The following is a 21,506-nucleotide window of genomic DNA, read 5'->3' on the forward strand; positions in this document are numbered from 1 at the left end:
AGCTAATTTACTATGCTATAAGTCCATAAAATTTAAAAAACTAAAGGACAAAGTTTTATATTTTTTTCTTTAGAATCTTAAATCATAACCTCATCAATAACCATTTATCCAAAAAGAATAAAAGTTGTTAACCTTTAAATTTATTAATACTTAAACTATCGATAAAATAATTGATTGAACAGCGAATAAATAAATATCCAACTAACCTTATTGCTTTTAAAATAATAATTCACCTAAATAAATTGGTTATAACAACAGACAAAATACATATTAGAACAGTAATAATAGATTTTTTTTGATACCTAAATATAACGCAGCAGTTTATTGAATAGAACAATTTTAGTATAGATAAAAATAATAAAATAACTAAAATATATTTAAATAAACTTCAGGCTAAAAATTTTACAATAAAATACATTTATCTAAGTAATAAGTAATATAAATACAAAGCAATTAATATTGTTATTATTTATTTGAGTTTAAAGTTAATTAACAGCATTATTTTTCTGCGATTTTCAACATTATAATTTATCTTACTCTCCTTATTAATCTAAATCGGTGTTAATTATTATGTTTACAGATATAGTGAAATATATACATAAATTCACCCCATTGTTAGTTCATACTTTTTAGGTAAATTTCAATAAAGAAAGTTAATGAAAAGGATCTCTCTTTTCTCATAGTTAATATTTCTTGTCCAGCAGGGTAAATTTATACTTGATTGATTTTAGTAAACCAGAAAGAAACACGTTTTCTCTTAAAGTAGATATTGCTTGCATTCAATATAATTGATTATGTAAAAAGTTACATACCTTAACTAATTAAGACTGAATATCTCCATACTGTATTTATTTAGGTAAATAAAATATAATTTAGATTAGAAACCTTGTACTAAAAAATGGAATACTTGATTTACTTTCAATAATATTCAGACAATCGAGTCTAATCTTACAGCTAAAGCTTTTCTAGCTTGTTCGCGATCATCGAAGTAAATTTTTTCTGTTCCCAAAATTTGATAATCTTCATGGCCTTTTCCTGCAATTAAAACCCCATCTCCCGATTTTGCTCGTTGAATAGCTTGATCAATGGCCTCAGCACGATCACTAATAACAATTAGATTTACTGGTTCAGAAATCCCTTCTAAAATATCAGCTAGAATTTTCTGAGGGTTCTCAGTTCGTGGGTTATCGGAAGTGATAATGCACACGTCTGCTAATTGGTTGGCAATTTGACCCATAAGGGGACGTTTAGTACGATCACGATCTCCACCACACCCGAAAACACAAATCATCTTACCTCGAATAAAAGGACGAGCAGCATTGAGTAAATTCTCTAAACTATCAGGGGTATGAGCATAATCTACAATAACGTTGATATCTTGTTTGTTACTAATTTTAACCCGTTCCATCCGCCCTGGAACTCCTGTAAATTCAGGTAACTTAGCAACGATTGTATATAAATCTAGCCTGAAATGTAAAACTGTTGCAATTGCTGCTAAAAGGTTAGACAGATTAAATTGTCCGACTAAAGGAGAGGTGAAGGGAACAGTTCCCTGCGGTGTATGTAAAACGCCTGACACTCCCACTTCTTCATAAGTGAGGTCACTTGTATAGAAGTCTGCTGTCTCATCACTAACGCTGTAACTCCATACCCGCCTAGAATCTAACTCCTCAATTAACCGTCTTCCATAAAGATCATCTAGGTTAATAATGGCCCGTTCTGTAAGGTATTCTGGGCTAAATAAAAGGCTTTTAGCTAGAAAATAGTGTTCCATATCTTTATGGAAATCCAGATGATCCTGGGTTAAATTTGTAAAAACTCCTACCTTAAATTGGCATGCTTTAACTCTTCCCTGAGCTAAAGCATGGGAACTCACTTCCATAACACAGTATTGATTTTGAGCTGCCACTGCTTCGGCTAGTCGTTCTTGCAATTCTGCGGCAAAAGGCGTGGTATGAACAGCAGTTTGTTCAACCCCTTGCCAACGAGTATATAGAGTTCCAAATAAGGCTGTAGGCTGCTGTTCTTGAGTCAGAAAAAATTCAATTAAGTGAGTGCTGGTAGTCTTTCCGTTAGTTCCGGTGATCCCAATCATATTTAATTGTTGACTAGGATAATTGTAAAATATATTTGCTACTTGGGCACAAACTGTCACCATATCCTCTGCTATAAGAATGCAAGTATCAGGGGTCGGGGGGAATTGGGCAGCTGCTTTAGGGCTAATAATAGCTGCGATCGCTCCTGCTTCTATGGCACTTTTCCAAAATTGTCCACCATCGACACGGGTTCCTGGCATTCCTATGAATAGATCCCCTGGTTGACAAGCATGAGAATTAGTACAAATACCTTTAATTTGGAGATCAAGGGACTTATTGGAAGAACTTTTTTCTATGATAGGAACTTTTGTCAATAAATCTCGTATTTTTACCATAAGAATTATTTAGAATAATGAATTGTCGTCATATTTAATGATATGTTATGAGTGATATTAGCAGAATTTTCTAAAAACTTTCCAGAGAAATATAAAGTTAATTACATTAATAGTGTATATCTTCTAAAGTAGCTAATGAATATATAAACAATTATTTCTTATACGTAAAATATTCTCGTGAAATCGAGGAATATTTTACGTATAAGAAACTAATAAGCTTGCCTCTACAGTACATTTTTTAATTACTGAATTATAGAAGTTGGTTTTAATTTTTATAACTTCTATTTAATTAAAAGTTGCATAGTTGTTCTTGTTTATCTATTATTTATAGACTTCATATTTTTGAATTGTACATTATGCTAATCATCTAATTTCCTATATTGTTTTGATTTTATTAAGACAATAACAGCTTCTATATTTTAAAACTAGTAAATCAATTAAATTGTTTATATACTCTTATGATCAAACCGACACAGAGACGTTGAACACAACGCCTCTAGATTTATTTTCCCTAAATTATTAAAATTGAAAGTTAACATCCTTTACTAGTTCAGGGAAAAAATATTAATTTTTTATTTGTCATGGTAATAGTCTTTAAAAGATTGATAATTAGATTCTGGATGATAAAGATGACACTGAGTTGTAATCTTTCGCATTAAAGACCAAGAAAAACGGTATTCAGAAAGATAAATTCCCCAATTTTCCTTTAAACTTTGATGGGCTTTGCGTAAATTATAACTAGGAATTCCGGTAGAAATATGATGAGGAATATGAACATTGATATCATGGCAGAGAACCTCTACCCAACGAGGGTAGTCACAATGAACTGTACCAGTTAACTGGGCTTGGGCTTCATTCCATTGGTCAGCTTTCTTAAAAGCAACATTCGGTACCGTATGATGTACTAGGGTAAAAGTACTCATCCAAAAGTGAAAAATCAACCAAGGTAATAACCAAAATTTAACAAATCCCCAAACGCCAAGGGTCATTAACAACAGAGGACCCCCAATAATTGCACTAAAAATTACAACTAGTACAGAAAACCGAACCTGTTTTCGTTCTTTTCCAGTAAAAGTTGTCCAATCAAAATGAATTTTAGCCCAATGAACAACAGATGCAAACCACCAAAATCGTCCTCTGAGTTGACGATATCCCCATTTAGCAAACGGGGAAAAACTTTCATAAAATTCTACAGTAATGGGATTCCAAGCATTGTCGACATTAAGTTTGTTGGTATGTTTATGATGATAATCATGGAGAATACGCCAACTATGGAAGGGGTAGATAATCGGCATAAAAGCTAAATGTCCTACCCAATCATTAACCCAAATACGATTAGAAAAGGAACGATGACCACAGTCGTGGCCAATAACAAATAGTCCAGTTAGAGCAGTTCCTGTGAATACCCATGGAATAGGCAGTAAATACCAAGGAGTGACTGTTAAAGCTCCCATTCCTAAGGCTACTATAAAAATATTTAGAATTACCTTAACCCATGCCTTACGAGGGTCTTTGATGAATACTTCCAAAGGAAGGGTATTGATAACATCCCGTAAACGCACTCCTGGGTCAAGTTGTGGTGGGGTTTTGTATTGAGTAGGACTAGTCAGTATTGTCATGAACGATGAATAATGTTGAAATAATGAATCCGGAGTAATTAAAAAGCTGAATTAACATAAAGAAACTAATTCATCCCAAATGGGGAAATAACATATGCCCCTCATGAATAAAAATCTTTTAGGTTGAGCCTTAATAGTTATATCACAATCCATGAGCCACCCTATCTTAGTTGACAAACAGTATAGTGTAATGGAATGGTAGATCTCTTGTGATTTCCTAACCCGTTATTTCAGTAAAAAACTGACACACTTTGCATGGAGACTCAATCAATTAGCGAACTGTTTCCTTTGTTCCATACAGCTAATCCAGAGACATTGGAGTGGTTTTTATCAGTTGTAGACCAAGAAGACTATCCCCCTGATATTAGAATTGTGGGGGAGGATGATTGGGGAAAAGCAGTTTACTTTATCGTTTCTGGTTGGGTTAAAGTCCGTTCCCATTACCAGGGTTCCGAAACAACTTTAGAGATTTTTAGTCGAGGAGATTTTTTTGGAGAAATGGAGGTTCTTGAGGAATCCCTTAAGTCAATTGAAATTATATCTTTATCTGAGTTGCAATTATTGAGTATTTCAGCTCAACGCTTTCTACAGATGTTGTTTAAAGACCCTCAATTACATCATCGAATGTTACAGCTAAAAATCCGGCGGGTTCGTCAGCTTTATCGCCGTCTTCAATTGCGTCAACAGTCTCCTAAAGTTAGGTTGGCTAAAACTTTAATTAAATTAGCAGAAACCTATGGTAAATCAACTGAGAAAGGTACAGAAATTTGTTATTTTCCTGAGCAAGATTTAGCAGATATTGCTGATGTTTCTCTAGAAGAATTACAGTCAGCAATAACCCAGTTACAAAGTCAAGGTTGTCTAGAAATTGACTTGATTGGTCATAATTTATATTTAAGTAATCTTAAACAAATTCATCATTTTTCTCAACAACTCTAAGCATGACTAAAATAACACTCGATAACTCAGATATTTCTGAAATCTCTCCAATCATTGCTTACACTGTAGCCATGCCTCAACCAAATTCTCATATTTTTGAGGTAAATCTACAGGTTAGTGAATGGCGAAAGCCTACTCTAGAACTAGTCATGCCAGTGTGGACTCCTGGCTCGTATTTAATACGAGAATATACTAGACATATTCAGTATTTTAATGCATATTCTAGTCAAGATAAAACAAGATTATTCAATCAAAAAGTTAGTAAAAATCATTGGATAATTGAAACAGGAAATACTAATGATATTACGATAGACTATCATGTTTATGCTAATGAGCTAACCGTTAGAACAAATCATTTAGATAAGACTCATGGTTATTTTAATGGAGCCGCCTTATTTTATTTTATTCCGGGGCTAGATAAACAATCTATTACTATACAAATAATCCCCCCAACTGCTCGGTGGAAAGTTAGCACAGCTTTACCTGGAATTGAGAGAAAAATTAATTTGTTTCAAGCAGGTGATTATGATACATTGGTGGACAGTCCATTTGAAATTGGAACTCAGGATGTTTATACTTTTGAAGTATTAGGAAAATCTCATCAATTAGTGATTTGGGGAACAGGCAATATTCAACCAGTTACTCTTATTGAAGATATAAAAAAGATTATCGAAGTAGAAGCAAAATTATATGAGGAACTTCCCTATGATCAATATTTATTTATCCTACATTTATCGGAAAGTAATTTGGGTGGATTAGAACACAAAAGTTCTTGCTCTCTAATTTATCCCCGTTTTGGTTTTCGAGATAAAGACAAATATAATCGTTTTATTCAGTTGGTAGCTCATGAATTTTTTCATCTATGGAATGTTAAACGTATCCGACCAAAAGCTCTAGAAACTTTTGATTATGATCAAGAAAATTACACTAAATCTCTCTGGTTTTTAGAAGGAACTACTAGCTATTATGACACGATAATGCCCTTAAGAGCAGGAATTTATAATATTGCTAATTTTCTTGACATTTTAAGTAAAGATATTACTCGATATTTGAATACACCAGGACGCAAGATTCATCCTTTAAGTGAATCAAGTTTCGATGCTTGGATTAAATTATATCGTAGTGATGCCCATAGTGATAATTTTCAGATTTCCTATTATTTAAAAGGTAAGTTAGTCTCATTACTTCTAGATTTGTTAATTCGAATACATCATGATAATCAGCGATCATTGGATAATGTCATGAGTCAGATGTGGCAAAAATTTGGGAAACAGGAAATTGGGTTTACCCCTCAACAACTACAAGAGACAATTGAATCAGTAGCTGAAATTCAGTTACAAGAATTCTTCACAGATTATCTTGATGCTACCGAAGATTTACCTTTTGATGATTATTTAAAACCATTTGGATTAAAGCTACAACCAATCTTAGATTCTGATATCATCCCTTTTATAGGGATACGAATTAAATCAGAAAATAGTAAAGAAATTATTAAGTTTGTTGAGGCTGGATCGCCAGCTGAGATAGGAGGAATTGATATAAATGATGAGTTATTGGCGATAAATGGGATCCGCGTTAATCCAGGCCAACTTAATGATCGTCTAAAAGACTACCACAGCAATGATACTATCTCAGTTACGGTCTTTCATCAAGATCAACTTAGAACTCTTCCCGTTACTCTAGCAGATCCTCAACCCAGTCGATATGAGGTGATTTATATCGATTATCCATCTAGTGAACAAAAGCAAAAACTGATGGATTGGCTGGGACAAGAATAAGAAGGTTATTTTTAATTTTAGAGGCTATACTTTGTATTTAAAATCTTCAATCAGCAAACTATAACTTAATCTCTAGAAAAAGGATTAGTTTGTGCCTATAATTAGGACATATCTTAAATAATAAAAATACATAGGGCATGAGACCCAATAACTCATAGAACCAGTGATGCATCAATTTCTTCCTATTGCTTACTTTCAAAATCAATTTATTCCCTTCAAAAGTGCGAATATCTCTATTGCTACCCATGGGCTACATTATGGGACAGCAGCTTTTGGAGGTATGCGGGGAATTCCTGATCCTGAAAATTCTTCACAAATTTTGTTATTTCGTTTAGATCGTCACTGTCAGCGTTTGAGTCGAAGTGCAGGATTCTTAAATTATGAATTACCAGCGCAAAAAATTGAACAGATTATTATTGACTTTGTAAGAAAAAATAAGCCATCAACTTCTTTTTATATTAGACCTTTAGTCTATACCTCAGGATTGGGAATTGCACCTAGACTTCATAATATTGAAAAAGATTTTTTTGTTTATGGCTTAGAAATGGGCGATTATTTATCCTCAGAAGGAATCAGTTGCCGTATTAGTTCTTGGTGTCGTCAGGAAGATCGTAGTTTTCCCTTACGGGGTAAAATTAGTGCGGCCTATATCACCTCAGCTTTAGCAAAGACAGAAGCAGTAGAATCAGGTTTTGATGAAGCTATTCTAATGAATTCTCAAGGTAAAGTTTGTGAAGCGACAGGAATGAATATTTTTTGCGTGAGAAATAGCAAATTAATTACTCCTGGGCTAGACCAAGATATATTAGAGGGAATCACCAGAGATAGTGTTTTACACATAGCCAAAATCTTAGGCATTGAGACTATTGAAAGGCCTGTTGATAAATCAGAATTGTTTATTGCTGATGAAGTATTTTTATGTGGAACTGCTGCGAAAATTATTCCTGTTAATCGAATTGAAACCTTTAATATGCCTGAAGAACGTCCAATTATGGAAAAACTACGAAATAAATTATTTGCTATTACAGAAAATAAAGATCCAGAATATAAACACTGGGTATATCCTGTTGCCATTTAAAGTTTCTTAAGTTATAGAATGAAATAATTTTACTTGAAATTCTCATTTGAAAATAAGTAAGGTTATGCTTAATAATTTCAGCTTTTTAAAACCTATATTAATGGGGAGTTCAGATAGTCATTTACGATTTATGGATATAAATAATTGCTAAAAATTGCTGAAACTGACTAGCAACATTTTACTTGATAAGTATCCTTTTATTACTACGGTTAACGGTCTACAGAAATTATTTTAGGTTCAACATTCTGCTCTGTGCAGTATTAATTAGCAACAGTTACTATCCAGGAAAATCCTTAATCTTGTAGCATTTGACTGAATATGTTGCTAATAACCATGACGTTTTTCAATATTGTTTAATTCATATATTTTTACTTAATCTCTTTATTTAACCGTCTTTTCCTATTTTTTGCTAAAAAAAGAATTTAAACTCTGGTTGCTAGAATCTTGACTCAAAGGAAGAAAAACAGTGAATACTTGTCCGTATTGTGATCTCTGACGCACAATCAATTTACCGCCTAAGATATTAAACATATTTTTCGTTACATCTAAATTAAGACTTAATCCTCCGGTATTGGGATGAAACATTAACAGCCCGCCTAAAGCTTTTAAAGGATTATGGGGGCAAGAAGATTCTGTACAAAATTGTAATTTCAGTTGGTGACCTGCGGTGGTAACTTTAACGCGAATATTTCCACCGTTAGAGAAGCTACGGGTAAACTTTTCTATCAATCCCATTAACACCTGATTAAGCATCTCCGGATCACTAACGACTTGAGGTAGTTTGCGAGGAATCAGTATATCGAGAATAACGTTACGTCGTTGAGCTTGTTTTTTCCAACGAGGAATACTCTCATTTAGGACATTTTCCAATGAAGTATAAACCAATTTAACTGGTCGCTGCTTTTTGGAAGTAATTTGAAGTTCAGCAGCCCTAAAAATTAGTTCCATCCGATTAATTTGTTCCGTACATTCTTGATCAATCCCTTCGAGCAATTTAGTCATTCGGGCAGTTAATCCTTCATTACGCAACAACAACCGTGTTATAGTGTGAATGGTAGCTAAAGGCGTGCGTATTTCATGGGTTAATGCCTGAAGTAAGGCTACATCTGGGGCATTATTGATAAGTTCTAATGAGGATTTTTCTTTGCTTCGAGGCTCCCAATGGATGGGGCGATGCTTTTCTGAATGTGCAGTAGATACTTCAGGCAAATGAAATAGTAATAATCGACTAAATAGTGTAACTAAGCGATAGTCAGGAGCAGAAGGGGAAAAATGTCTAACTAGAGCATCAAACTGAGGTAATAGGGGATGACCAGTAACAACTAACCGTGATCGTAAAGCCAACCACCCTTGATTGATAACCTCTGGGTCAAAAGAGAACTGAAAAGCAGGAAGTCCTTGAATATCTTCTCCCAACACTGCAAGTAATCCAAAACCGGAGGTCAATACTAAGCAAAATTGTTCAGTAATAAGAGGATCTTCCGGAAGCAGAGGAAGTTCTATCGCTGTTGTCACGGTGTGCGATTCACTTTTGCAAGCAGCCGGAAGCTGAGACCGTATTAAGGTCAACTTCCGCTCCGTTTGGGGGATAAATACCCCTGTTTCAAATTGACAATTGAGTGACTGATTACAAAGGACTGTAGTAGGAGCAGATAAAATTAACCCTTGACAAGTAACATCGTCTGCCATCGGTTTTTTTTCAACCTGGGACAGCAAAATTTCTTCTAAAGTAGCAATAGCTCCAAACCATTGCCCTTGGGCTTTCGACTTAGCTCGGTTTATTTTATCTGGGGTCTGATTGATACTTCTAGTAATTGCTGATGCAGCCGACGACAGACAAGTATCAACCGCCATGGTTTCGTAATGATTGATAATGTCACTTAATTTCATTGATAACCCATTAGACGAAACCATCAATCTCCCCACAGTACTAATATTAGTCTATCCTTATGCACCCATAATGGTAATTTTATTTGGGGTATAAATACAGTAGTAAAACCGAACTAATCAATCGTGATCTCCGACATATAAATAGAAAGCATTAATTTTTCTATAGTTTTAGTCTCTAATAAATAATTAGAGACTAAAACTATAAACTTATTAGTCCTAATTTTTAAAGTTAAAAAATAAAAAATCCATATTCAGAAGCTTAATTATATTAAGCTCTTGAGCAATTTTTTTATCAACTAAATACAAAATTTAGACATAATCTCGTAACATTTTTTTTAGTTCAATATTATGGAGCTCTTCTTGTCCAATCATCCCGCGAGCAAATTCTTCGATATAGACACTTCCATTCTCTACAACTGCCAACAATTCCTTGTACAGATCCAAAGCTTTTTTCTCATGGTTGAGACTTTCTGTCAGAATTGCATGCAAGTCATGCTCATTAGTTTCCTCTATGGAGGCAATTGATAAACTAGGATGGCCTTCTAGCCCAGTTAAAATCTCTCCTACTTGTTGAGCATGAAGAAGGGACTCAGTAGCCTGTTGTTGAAAAAACTGCACTATAGGAATGCGATGAGGTCCTGTGACCATTAAACTGTAGTGAGTGTAGCGGACAACTCCGGCTAGTTCGTACTCCATAATTGAGTTTAGAAGTTTATTGGTTTTTTCGCGATCAAGTTCTCGCATTTCAGTACCTATTACAAAGTAGAGTTCTATGCCAATAGAAACACCTTTAATAGTAGTCTGTCAAGATAAATTGAATTAGTTGTCAGGAGACGATCATTATTTACAAACTATCTTTTATTTATTAAGTAGATATTTAAAATTATTAAAGTTTAAATATCTACTTAATAAATATTTTTTATATTTGTTTTATCTCAAAATTTGTCTTTAGCTAGACTAGCAAGTCTGTTTCTAATTAATAAATATTCATCTGTACTAAAACAATAAAAGATTTCTATAATAATCTTTAATAATATTTAAAACTAAATATTATTAAAGATTGTACCAGTAGACTTATACCATTAAAATCAGTATTTAGTCAATTACCTTTTTGTTGTTTGCAAGTGTTAACAATATTTTTTTGTCTTTAGACAAATTTACTGATTTTACAATTATCATTATCATCGATAATTTTTATTCAAAATATTTACTACTCCATTTTTCAACAAAAATGCTGTGTATTATGCCTTGTGCCTTAAATCATATTATAAGTTTTATTGAATTTTAAAAATAATGCAATTGCCAAAATACATATATCTTACTTATTTTGCTTTTAAACTATATATGTGTCAAAGTAACATGAGTATATAATTTGTTTTAACCATTATCATTGTTTAATAACAATTATTATTTTTATATTTAAATATGTTAGCAGTTCATTAATTTGGTACAAATATTTTGTCTAATATAGTTCAAAAGAACTATATTAGTAATTCTATGTATTTTTTGACATATATTAGAGATACTTATTCTACTTTTTAATCTAATTAAAGATTACATACTACTGAGGATAATAATTTAATTGGTTACATATATGAATTAATTATTTTAATTTTTTATAAAACAAACTATAACTGAATTTACTATGGTTAACTATGCTTATGAAATAATATTTCATTTGTTGACAAAAAAGTTCAAACAGTTTTGTAAATTATTACAATTAAACTTATCATATGTTATTTCAGACTTTTTCAATGATTATTTTTAAAATCACATCATATTTTTATATTTAGTCAAGTAAAAATTATTTATATAAAATTACTTGTTAATCAATTTTACAATTCAACTACTTAAGTTAAATTTTTATCATAAGAAAGTGAACTAAATAAGTTCTGCTAATCAAGAATATAGAAACATAAAAATTACTTGTTTTGATTTATAATAAATTACGGCAACTGCAATCAATCTAAAAAACAATTAAAAATATGCAAAGATAATTCAACTACCTACTCATTGTGTTCAGTAAAACTTAAGTATTTAATTATTTAACCTATGACAATTTATCCCCAAGAAATTATCGACTTAGCCTTAAAATCCAACGTGTCAGAGGCAGAAGTTTATCAGTTAAGTTCCTCATCTTGTCCAGTCTTTTTTGAAGCCAACCGTCTTAAACAACTGCAGAGTGAACAGTCTAAAGGAACTGCGTTACGTTTATGGAAACAAGGACGTCCAGGATTAGCAGTAGCCTATGGTTCTATTGACCCTCACGAGTTGGTAGAAAAAGCAATCGCTCTGTCTCAACTAAATTCATCCGAAACTATGGAGTTGAGTAAGCCCCGTATCGCTATTTATCCCGACATTGGGCATTATATCTCGGTTGAAACCTTAATTTCAATAGGGAAAAACATGATTGCCCAACTTCAAGATACTTATCCTGACGTTATTTGTAACGGTGAATTTAGTTGTGAAAAACATACAACCTTATTAGTGAACTCCCAAGGACTCCATTGTCAATATCAAGAAACATCTATTAACTATGATTTGGGATTAGAATTAGTTAGGGGAGAAAATTTTTTAGGTATTTATGATGGGGAATTAACTCGAAATAAGCCTAGCCCAAATACAGTTATCAAATGGATTTTACAAAGGTTACAATGGGCTGATAAAAATGTAAGTCCCCCTACAGGAAAAATTCCCATTCTATTTACTCCTAATGCAGTTACTATGTTGTGGGAAACAGTGGCTGACGCAATCAATGGAAAGCGAGTTTTAGAAAACTCTTCTCCTTGGGGTGATAAATTAGGTGAAGTAATTATATCACCAAAAATTACTTTATTCCAAGATCTTCAGCGTGATCCTTATGCTTGTCCATTTGACGATGAAGGAACTCCTACTCAACCCTTATCCTTAATTGTCCAAGGACAATTAAAACAGTTTTACAGTGATCGTACTGTTGCCAGGGAATTAGATCAAAATAGTACAGGAAATGGGTTCCGACCGGGCTTGGAACATTATCCAACTCCTAGTTTAGGGAATATGATTATTAAGTCAGGCACTCATTCACTTGATGAACTAATTAGTCAGTTAGATAGTGCCCTAATTGTAGATCAAATGTTGGGAGATAGAGCAGATATCTCGGGAGAATTTTCTATTAATGTTGACCTAGGATATCGAATTGAAAAAGGGGAAATTACAGGTAGGGTGAAAGATACTATGGTAGCTGGAAATATCTATACTGCCCTCAAACGTGTGATAGGACTAGGAAATGATTCCCGATGGAATAGTTGTTATTATACTCCATCATTAGTGGTAGAAGGTTTATCAGTTATTGGTGAATAAATATAAATTTATAACTATATCAAAAATATAATATATACAAATTATCATCGTAAATAATTGTATATTAATAGTAGTAAGTGATTTCAAGTTTAAAACTTTGTCAATTAGACTAAATAAAATATGTAATGCTGTAGATATAAATAGAGTTGGTAAATTTTACATAAAAGTAAATACTGTGGATATACTATTGTTAATCAAACTTTGTATTTTTAATTTTTTACTTATATAATTTTTATCTTTTATTAGATTACTTTAAATCAGGAAAAACGTCTAGAATAGCTGGATGTACTACACGACTTCCTTTAATATTTAAGCCTTTTCCTAAAGCAACATCTTTGTCTAATATATATAAACCATGATCAGCTATTCTCATCACATATGGTAATGTGCTATGGTTGAGAGCCTGAGTAGCTGTCCAAGGAACTGCTCCAGGCATATTAGGAACCCCACAATGGATGACTCCTTCTTCTACATATGTTGGAGCAGTATGGGATGTAGTTCGTAAAGTCTCGATACAGCCACCCTGATCTACCGCCACATCAATAATGACTGAGCCTGGGTTCATTTTGTTGACTAATTCTCGTGAAACTAATATAGGAGCACGTTTTCCTGAAATTAACACTGCTCCAATTAATAAATCAGCTTGTGGGACAATTGACTCAATATTAGATGCATTGCTATGAAGTAATTCAACTCGTGATCCAAACAAACTTTCTAGGTAGAATAATCGGTCAACATTAATATCAATAATTTGTACTTGTGCGCCCATTCCTACAGCAATTTTAGCTGCTTCAGTTCCGACAACACCACCGCCCAGGATGGTTACACGACCTGAACGTACTCCAGGAATTCCCCCTAGCAGAACTCCTTGTCCTCCTTGTTGTTTTTCTAGATATCTTGCGCCAAATTGCACCGCTAACCGCCCCGCAATAATACTCATAGGTGTTAATAAAGGAAGCTTTCCATCGGGTAATTCTACAGTCTCATAGGCAATTGCGGTGATTCCTGAATCTATCAATGCCTCAGTTAAATAGCGATCAGCTGCCAAGTGAAGATAAGTAAACAATAATTGGGGTTTGTTTAGATAAGGATATTCTTCAATTAGAGGTTCTTTAACTTTGACAACTAACTCTCTGTCCCAAGCATTGATTGCAGTAGGGACAATACTTGCTCCTGCTTTTTGATAGTCTATATCAGAGAATCCTGCACCCATCCCCGCATTAGTCTCGACAAAGATAAGATGACCACGATCACGTAGGACCCTAACACTGCTAGGACTCAACCCCACACGAAATTCTTGGTCTTTAATTTCTTTAGGAACGCCTATCTCCATTATCGTCCTCACTTTAATGAATGTTACTTATCATAATGTAACGAGGATTTAAGTTGATGGGGTTATCCATAAAAGTAATTATCACTAATGTTAAATGCTTTAAAAATAGCAAATAGATAAATATCATTACAAACAATCTTTAAAATAGTTAAAAGATTGACAATTAGTTAATAATTTAATATATACAAATAGCCATCTTGTTTATTTAAATTTGTAGCTTTAATAAAAAATAAGCAAATATTAAATACTCTTTTGTTGATTTATATATTTTTATCGAAAGTATGTATATTTTTGTACTTTTTAAGTAGATTACTTATTTTTTGTTGACAATATAATTTTTATATATTTACTATTTTCAAAATTGTTTAGCTCATGATATATATTTAAAAATAAGTATTTTTTTTATTTAATTTATATGGTTTGTGTTACGATTATTGATGTTATTTTTATCTAAATTTTTCTCTGTATGAAGTTCAATTACAAAAAAATAGCAGTTTTATTAGCCATATTTACAATAAATAGTCCTCGTCAAATATTAGCCCAAAATCCACCTGCTGAAACATATCAGCCTGGTTATTGGCAACCTGTAGGTAGATTTGATATTAGGCGTTCGGTGGAAGTTGTCTTAATCAACACAACGGAGATTCCTATGGAATATGATATCACTGATCTGAAATCAACTAATCCTCAGTCCCTTAAGCCTAAAGAAACGGGGAGTTTAAAAAACTTTGGTGATTCTGCTTATATTGTTATTTATCCGATCATTTCTGTTGATCCCGATAGCCCCTTAACTCTTCGATTTAATGTACAAGTAGAAGAAGATAATAAAATTATCGTTTTTATTGAGACAGATATAATAAATAAAAAAAATCCAAATTTTTTAGGGCATAGAGCTATCAATTTACAAAGTAATGGAGGAATATATTTATATTAAATTTTATTATTATATTTTTGAATAAAAAATCTAAAATATAATAATAAAATTTTCAGATATTTTTACAATAATGTTCTCATGTTAAGGTCTAAAATAGATAATTTAATCCGGTTATATAAATCTATTTATAATATTCTGCAAACAGATAACTAATTTTATCTATATATAAGTAGTTGAGTAGTTTTCAATTAGATGTTAATCACATTACAAATATTATTTAGTCTATAAAATGGAAATCAATCAAATAGTACTTATATATAAAAATTATTCTTTGTAAAAAATACTATGTTTTTATTAAAAATTAAGTGTTTTTTCTATTGATGTATTACGACTTCAACTAAAAGTATCTTATCAAAAGATAAGTAACTAATTTTTATGGTATAGTCAATGTCAATTTACATAATCATTTATTAATTTTACAGCCTATAATTTTACGCAAAGTTATTAATAAATGGCAACTAATATAATCGTGTTGGTTACTATTTTTCTTGCCATCTATCTAGAATGTCTACGAGCAATATTTCTTTCAGACAAACTTCACTAACTACGGCTAGAGGTAGAGCAAGAAAAAATCCTATAATACCAAAAATAATTGTAAAAAATAGTTGTGACAATAAAATAAATGCCGGCGGTAAAGATGTTTTTTTTCGTTTGATTAATGGATTTAAAATATAAATTTGTATTTCTTTTATTAAAAAATATAAAATAATAACGACAATCGATTTATATGAACTTTCTATAAGAGCAATTGCCATAGGAGGAATAATGCTTAAAACAAGACCTATATTGGGAATAAAAGCAAGAATCCCTGCTAACATTGCCTGAGAGAGTGCTAAAGGAACTCTTAATGCTAATAACCCAATAAAACTAAATAAAGCCATCACTAGCATATCAAATAAAACACAAATCAACCACTCTTGTAGTGCGGCATCACACTTACATAAAATCTTATCAATTTTTTGCCTATAAAATAATGGAAATAATCGAATAAACCCTTGACGATAAGGTAGAGGATTAGCCAACAACATCAAAGTCAATGCTAACAATAAAAGTAAACTCAAAGGAATAGTAAGAGTATTGTAAAATACGGATAAACCCTGTCCAGCAATTTGATTAACTAAGGGTTGTAATTGTTGAGTTAGTTCTTGTATATTAGGGAACTCAGGAATCCATTCTGAGTCTAATGTAGAAACAAGTTTTTTAAAACTTAAAATTAACTGTTTAATGCCTTGAGTAACTAACTGAATTAATTCTGGGAATTGGTTAGTGAAAGGAGGAATAATAATGCAAAAAAAACCCACCATTGCAGTTAATAATATTCCCGTAGAAATTAAGACTCCATAACTACGTTTAATACCTCTTTTTTGAAACCATTTAACTAAATGATTTAACCCGTTAGCAATTACAACAGCTGCAAAAAACAACGATACTAGTTGTCTAATATGCCATAAAATATAGAGAGTAATAGCTATAATTGTAAACCCCAGCCATTGGGAAAAATTCATCTGATTAAATCCTTTTTAATATAAAAACTAATAGATGGGAGATTTCTCAGTCTCCAGGTTAGGAAAAAAACTGTTAATAGAAAAAGAATGATGATTTCTATAATTACGTTAAATGTGGTGAGGGTAAGCGTCACCAGTTCTCTTTCATACTTGATTATAATTAAAAAGACAGTTGAAAATTCTAATACTTTTATTATAAAATAAATTTTATGGTTAACCATGTCTATAGTTTTGTCTATACTTAGTTAAATTCTACTAGAACAAAATATTAATTACTTTCTACCTAAATTAGATAAAACTTTTTCCAAGATATAAAAAACGTGATATTTTTTATTGCAACATCTAAGTTTAAGTTTAATAACTCACTATAAATATAGTCAAGCTCTAAATAGACAATATCATTAAAAAACTTGATATTTAAAATATAAAATGTTAACAAAATATCTTAGTTCTTTAAATAAAATTATACTAATTCTAAAAATTATTAATAGCTTTAAACTGACAATACAATATAGAATTAAATAATGTCTTTGTAAAAAAATAATTAAAATAAACTTATATTTTCTAAATGAATACAACTAAAGTATCATGATATATGGTGGGAGAATCAAATTGTTTTTAACAATAAAATATTGCTTAAGGAATAGTATAAATTTTAATCAACTATTGATGTATATGAAACTTAAAGTTTACCACCATCACTAATAAGAATACCTAGTTTGAGGGTACTAAATATCATCTTTAGTATCACACAATACAAAAATAGTTTTTTAAGAAATTGAAAATAAAAAGGTCAGAAATCTAGTCTAGATTCTACAATGGGATGTTAAATCTTGTCACAAGTTAGCTCCAATCACTTCTGACTGCTGTCTAGGAATGGAGAATAGGGGAGTCGAACCCCTGGCCTCTGCGGTGCGATCGCAGCACTCTACCAACTGAGCTAATTCCCCATAAGGTTTTATAACCAGTTATCATAACATTGAATGCTTGTATTTGTTATATTTTGTAATTTAATGCTAACAATTCTTAATTTTTATGTTGCTTTTCAGCTTTGGAAAGTCTATCGTATTCTTATTAAGACTACTAGAATTTCAACAAAGATTAAACAACAGATCAACTATATTTTTAAGCAGGTACCTGTAATGATTATGGATAGACAACTCCAAATCTATCAAGTCAGAAAACAATACCAAGAACTTACTTGGAAATTCAAAAAAGTACAACAAAGTTTACAGTTAATTAATCTAGGATTTTATATTTGGAAACGTTATCTTCGAACATTAAATCTTTGAATACTAAAAAACAAGATGTCTCTATTTCTATCTTATTTAGTCAGGCTTTTTTATTTTGGATCTTAGCATTTATTTGAAGATATAAATATGGCAATAAATATATTTACTACAAAAAAATAAACCTAACATCTATTATTGTGGCTGATAACTATTTTTAACATAATGTGTAAATTATACGCACTAAAAACTTATGTTTTAATATTTTAAATGCTTATAAATAATATTGTTTTTGCTGAATCAATTTACACTAAATAAGTATAAATGGTGGGTAATAATTACCCACCATTTATACTTATTTAGAAATCACAAAATTAACTAATTTTCCTGGAACAATAATGACTTTTTTTACTTCTTTTTCTCCTAAATGATATTGAGCTATTTCTGACTTATAAGCCAGTTTTTCTAACTCATCTTTAGTTGCAGTTGCCGATACTTGAATAGTTCCCTTTGTTTTACCCATGACTTGGATAACGAGAGTAATTTCATCCACAATTAAAGCATTAGTATCAAGCTTCGGCCAATTTGTTGAATGAATAGAGTTCTTGTAACCTAAATTGTGCCATAATTCCTCAGCAATATGGGGAGCAAACGGTGCGAGTAAAATCAACAAAGTTTCTATACCTTCTTGATACACTTCAGAATCTAAACATTTGATTTCATTAAGTGTATTACTTAATTTCATTAGTTCTGATACGGCAGTATTAAATTGATAGTCTCCTTTTAAATCTTCAGATATCTCTTTAATTGCCGTATGAATTGCTCGTCGTAATTTTTTTTCAACCTTGGTTAGGTTATTAGTTTTTTTGATAGTTTTAGATTTATTATTTACATAATTACTAACTAACCGCCAAACTCGATTTAAAAATCGAAATTGTCCTTCGACATCCGCATCATCCCATTCTAGATCTTTTTCTGGAGGTGCTTTAAATAGAATAAACATTCTTGCTGTATCTATTCCATATTTTGCAATTACTTTTTCTGGATCGACTCCATTATATTTAGACTTTGACATCTTCTCATAAAAGACTTCTAGTTTATCTCCCGTATTAGGGTCTTTCGGATCTTCAGAATTTACTTGATCTGAAGGAATATATTTACCTGTGTTTGGGTTTTTGTAAGTTATGGCTTGTACCATTCCTTGTGTTAAAAGACAGTTAAAAGGTTCATCTACATTAATCAACCCTCTATCCCGTAAGAACTTAGTAAAAAAACGAGAGTATAAGAGATGTAAAATAGCGTGTTCAATACCTCCTACATATTGATCAATAGCCATCCAATCATTAGCTTTTTTAACGTTAAAAACTTCCTCTTTATTGTTTGCATCAGTGTAGCGTAAATAATACCAAGAAGAGTCAATAAAAGTATCCATGGTGTCGGTTTCCCGTTTCGCCGGTTTCCCACAACTGGGACAGGTAACATTCATCCAATCTTCTGATTTTGTCAACGGAGATGCACCTCGCCCCGTAAATTTAATATTTTCCGGTAATTTTACTGGTAGATCTTGCTCAGGAACTGCAACTATGCCACAACTTGGACAATGAATAATAGGAATAGGACACCCCCAATAACGCTGACGAGAAATCAACCAATCCCTTAGGCGATACTGTATTCTTGCTTTACCATAGCCTTCTTTTTCTGCATATTTGACAATTGCTGTTTTGGCTTCTATAGATTGCATTTTATCAAATTTACCTGAATTAACCATAATGCCAGATCCGGTATATGCTTCTGTTAGGGTGAGATCCATATTTTCTGAATTATCAGGAACAATAACAATTTTGATAGGTAACTTTTTCTGAGTTGCAAATTCAAAGTCACGAGTATCATGTGCGGGAACTCCCATTACAGCACCTGTACCATACCCATAGAGGACATAATCTGCAATTAAAATAGGTATTTCTTGACCATTAAAAGGGTTTATAGCAATTCCTCCTGTTAAAACCCCTCGTTTTGGTTTATCCTCTGCAGTTCGTTCTATTTCGGTTTCATTAGCGACTGTCTTGATAAACAAATCTACTGCTATTTTCTGTTCTTTTGTGGTTACCTTAAGCGTTAAGGGATGTTCCGGGGCCAAGACCACATAACTTGTCCCATATACGGTATCGGGACGAGTGGTAAAAACAGCTATCTTTTCTTGACTTCCTTTAACAGGAAATTCTAAATATGCACCTACAGACTTGCCAATCCAGTTTTCTTGCATTGATTTAACGCGATCAGGCCACCCAGGAAGTTTATCAAGATCGTTTAATAATTGTTCCGCATAATTAGTGATTTTAAAGAACCACTGACGCAATTGTCTCCGTTCTACCTTAGCACCTGATCGCCAGGAATAACCGTCACTATCCACCTGTTCATTTGCCAATACAGTTTGATCAATTGGGTCCCAATTAACTGCCGCTTCTTTCTGATAAGCTAATCCTGCCTGATAAAATTCTAAAAATAGCCATTGTGTCCATTTATAATACTCAGGAGAACAAGTAATAAGCTCTAGATCCCAGTCAATAGATATTCCTAAAGTTTGTAGTTGTTGCTTCATTTGGGCAATGTTCTTATATGTCCATTCTGCAGGGGGAATACCACGATCAATAGCCGCATTTTCGGCTGGAAGCCCAAACGCATCCCACCCCATTGGGTGTAATACACGATATCCTTGCAATCGTTTTAGGCGAGCGATCACATCAGTTATGACATAGTTGCGAACATGTCCCATATGTAAGTTGCCTGAAGGATATGGAAACATAGATAAAGCATAAAATTTGGGTTTATCGCTGTTATCTGGAGTTTTATTTAACTTCTGTTTAACCCATTCCTGTTGCCATTTTTGTTCAATTGCTGTTGCTTTGTATTGAGACTCCACAAATATTTCTCCACCGTTAACATTTGTTCATGATCAATTATCCATGATTGTTGGAGAAAGTTAGAAGTACTTAATCTAGAAGTTTTCATTAATTATTGTCGGGATAGAATAAGCAATCAAAAATCCATATCATTCTGGATTATTATTTATCCATCTAATAAAATTACTTTTATAAAACAAGATATAATTTTATTTTATAAAAGTAAACTATTGAATAAATTGATATTCATGATAGCTGACTTTTCACCATTTTTTTCTATCTTTACACCTACTTGTTTAAACTCATGATCGTACAGAGAGAAGTCTCTAACTTTAATATGGAAATTCAAAAATAATCTCATAATTATTTTAGTTTAGAATTAAAAGACTTTTATTTAAACAGTGAATAAATGCTATCTAATTCAAGCCTTAAAACTAAAAATAAATCGATAGTATATTGAATGTATGTAATTTGAAAGCAAATTATTGATCAACATTATTAGTTATAACAAATTAATAGGCATCATAAAGA

Annotated in this window: 13 protein-coding genes and 1 tRNA gene; 6 read left to right on the forward strand and 8 right to left on the reverse strand. The window is 32.1% G+C overall.

Annotated elements, in window-relative coordinates:
• Positions 1-928: 928 nt before the first annotated feature.
• Positions 929-2,431: a UDP-N-acetylmuramoyl-L-alanyl-D-glutamate--2,6-diaminopimelate ligase gene (locus OXU93_RS03415; RefSeq protein WP_267384479.1), complete on the reverse strand. Its 1,503-nt coding sequence runs from the start codon at positions 2,429-2,431 to the stop codon at positions 929-931.
• 572 nt (positions 2,432-3,003) lie between these two features.
• Positions 3,004-4,050, reverse strand: coding sequence for a fatty acid desaturase (locus OXU93_RS03420; protein WP_267384481.1), 1,047 nt, complete (start codon positions 4,048-4,050; stop codon positions 3,004-3,006).
• Between the two features lie 255 nt (positions 4,051-4,305).
• Here OXU93_RS03420 and OXU93_RS03425 point away from each other — a divergent pair, with 255 nt between their 5' ends.
• The 3 genes from OXU93_RS03425 to OXU93_RS03435 all read left to right on the forward strand — a co-directional run bounded on the left by OXU93_RS03425 (position 4,306) and on the right by OXU93_RS03435 (position 7,845).
• Positions 4,306-4,989: a Crp/Fnr family transcriptional regulator gene (locus OXU93_RS03425; protein WP_267384483.1), complete on the forward strand. Its 684-nt coding sequence runs from the start codon at positions 4,306-4,308 to the stop codon at positions 4,987-4,989.
• A 2-nt stretch (positions 4,990-4,991) separates the two neighbouring features.
• Positions 4,992-6,767, forward strand: coding sequence for a M61 family metallopeptidase (locus tag OXU93_RS03430; protein WP_267384484.1), 1,776 nt, complete (start codon positions 4,992-4,994; stop codon positions 6,765-6,767).
• 166 nt (positions 6,768-6,933) lie between these two features.
• Positions 6,934-7,845 (forward strand): branched-chain amino acid transaminase, encoded by a 912-nt coding sequence (locus OXU93_RS03435; protein WP_267384772.1) that lies wholly within the window; start codon positions 6,934-6,936, stop codon positions 7,843-7,845.
• Positions 7,846-8,244: 399 nt separating this feature from the next.
• On the opposite strand, the gene OXU93_RS03440 is transcribed toward OXU93_RS03435, so the two are convergent.
• A complete protein-coding gene (locus tag OXU93_RS03440; RefSeq protein ID WP_267384485.1) occupies positions 8,245-9,759 on the reverse strand; it encodes a sensor histidine kinase in 1,515 nt (504 codons plus the stop codon).
• A 285-nt stretch (positions 9,760-10,044) separates the two neighbouring features.
• Positions 10,045-10,479, reverse strand: coding sequence for a ferritin-like domain-containing protein (locus OXU93_RS03445; RefSeq protein WP_267384486.1), 435 nt, complete (start codon positions 10,477-10,479; stop codon positions 10,045-10,047).
• Between the two features lie 1,308 nt (positions 10,480-11,787).
• Between OXU93_RS03445 and OXU93_RS03450 the strand changes: the two genes are divergently transcribed.
• Entirely contained in the window at positions 11,788-13,074 is a 1,287-nt protein-coding gene (locus OXU93_RS03450) for a TldD/PmbA family protein (protein WP_267384487.1), read from the forward strand.
• Between the two features lie 247 nt (positions 13,075-13,321).
• Here OXU93_RS03450 and ald read toward each other — a convergent pair whose 3' ends face one another.
• Positions 13,322-14,407 (reverse strand): alanine dehydrogenase, encoded by a 1,086-nt coding sequence (gene ald / locus OXU93_RS03455; protein WP_267384488.1) that lies wholly within the window; start codon positions 14,405-14,407, stop codon positions 13,322-13,324.
• Positions 14,408-14,873: 466 nt separating this feature from the next.
• On the opposite strand from ald, the gene OXU93_RS03460 reads away from it, so the two are divergent.
• A complete protein-coding gene (locus OXU93_RS03460; protein WP_267384490.1) occupies positions 14,874-15,341 on the forward strand; it encodes a hypothetical protein in 468 nt (155 codons plus the stop codon).
• 479 nt (positions 15,342-15,820) lie between these two features.
• On the opposite strand, the gene OXU93_RS03465 is transcribed toward OXU93_RS03460, so the two are convergent.
• Positions 15,821-16,846 (reverse strand): AI-2E family transporter, encoded by a 1,026-nt coding sequence (locus OXU93_RS03465; protein ID WP_267384491.1) that lies wholly within the window; start codon positions 16,844-16,846, stop codon positions 15,821-15,823.
• A gap of 877 nt (positions 16,847-17,723) precedes the next feature.
• Positions 17,724-17,796 (reverse strand) — tRNA-Ala (locus OXU93_RS03470).
• A 198-nt stretch (positions 17,797-17,994) separates the two neighbouring features.
• Here OXU93_RS03470 and OXU93_RS03475 point away from each other — a divergent pair.
• The gene (locus tag OXU93_RS03475) at positions 17,995-18,138 is read left to right on the forward strand and encodes a hypothetical protein (RefSeq protein ID WP_267384492.1); all 144 of its coding nucleotides are present in this window, start codon (positions 17,995-17,997) and stop codon (positions 18,136-18,138) included.
• A 292-nt stretch (positions 18,139-18,430) separates the two neighbouring features.
• On the opposite strand, the gene leuS is transcribed toward OXU93_RS03475, so the two are convergent.
• Positions 18,431-20,995 (reverse strand): leucine--tRNA ligase, encoded by a 2,565-nt coding sequence (gene leuS / locus OXU93_RS03480; protein WP_267384493.1) that lies wholly within the window; start codon positions 20,993-20,995, stop codon positions 18,431-18,433.
• Positions 20,996-21,506: the final 511 nt, after the last annotated feature.

The organism is Cyanobacterium sp. uoEpiScrs1 (assembly GCF_947331815.1).
In the GTDB taxonomy this organism is placed as follows: Bacteria; Cyanobacteriota; Cyanobacteriia; order Cyanobacteriales; family Microcystaceae; genus Rippkaea.

What these genes read in the sequence shown, in the direction of transcription:
- OXU93_RS03415 (WP_267384479.1), bottom strand. Translation starts at nt 2,431, where the DNA reads ATGGTAAAAATACGAGATTTATTGACAAAAGTTCCTATCATAGAAAAA.
- OXU93_RS03420 (WP_267384481.1), bottom strand. Translation starts at nt 4,050, where the DNA reads ATGACAATACTGACTAGTCCTACTCAATACAAAACCCCACCACAACTT.
- OXU93_RS03425 (WP_267384483.1), top strand. Translation starts at nt 4,306, where the DNA reads ATGGAGACTCAATCAATTAGCGAACTGTTTCCTTTGTTCCATACAGCT.
- OXU93_RS03430 (WP_267384484.1), top strand. Translation starts at nt 4,992, where the DNA reads ATGACTAAAATAACACTCGATAACTCAGATATTTCTGAAATCTCTCCA.
- OXU93_RS03435 (WP_267384772.1), top strand. Translation starts at nt 6,934, where the DNA reads ATGCATCAATTTCTTCCTATTGCTTACTTTCAAAATCAATTTATTCCC.
- OXU93_RS03440 (WP_267384485.1), bottom strand. Translation starts at nt 9,759, where the DNA reads ATGGTTTCGTCTAATGGGTTATCAATGAAATTAAGTGACATTATCAAT.
- OXU93_RS03445 (WP_267384486.1), bottom strand. Translation starts at nt 10,479, where the DNA reads ATGCGAGAACTTGATCGCGAAAAAACCAATAAACTTCTAAACTCAATT.
- OXU93_RS03450 (WP_267384487.1), top strand. Translation starts at nt 11,788, where the DNA reads ATGACAATTTATCCCCAAGAAATTATCGACTTAGCCTTAAAATCCAAC.
- ald (WP_267384488.1), bottom strand. Translation starts at nt 14,407, where the DNA reads ATGGAGATAGGCGTTCCTAAAGAAATTAAAGACCAAGAATTTCGTGTG.
- OXU93_RS03460 (WP_267384490.1), top strand. Translation starts at nt 14,874, where the DNA reads ATGAAGTTCAATTACAAAAAAATAGCAGTTTTATTAGCCATATTTACA.
- OXU93_RS03465 (WP_267384491.1), bottom strand. Translation starts at nt 16,846, where the DNA reads ATGAATTTTTCCCAATGGCTGGGGTTTACAATTATAGCTATTACTCTC.
- OXU93_RS03475 (WP_267384492.1), top strand. Translation starts at nt 17,995, where the DNA reads ATGGATAGACAACTCCAAATCTATCAAGTCAGAAAACAATACCAAGAA.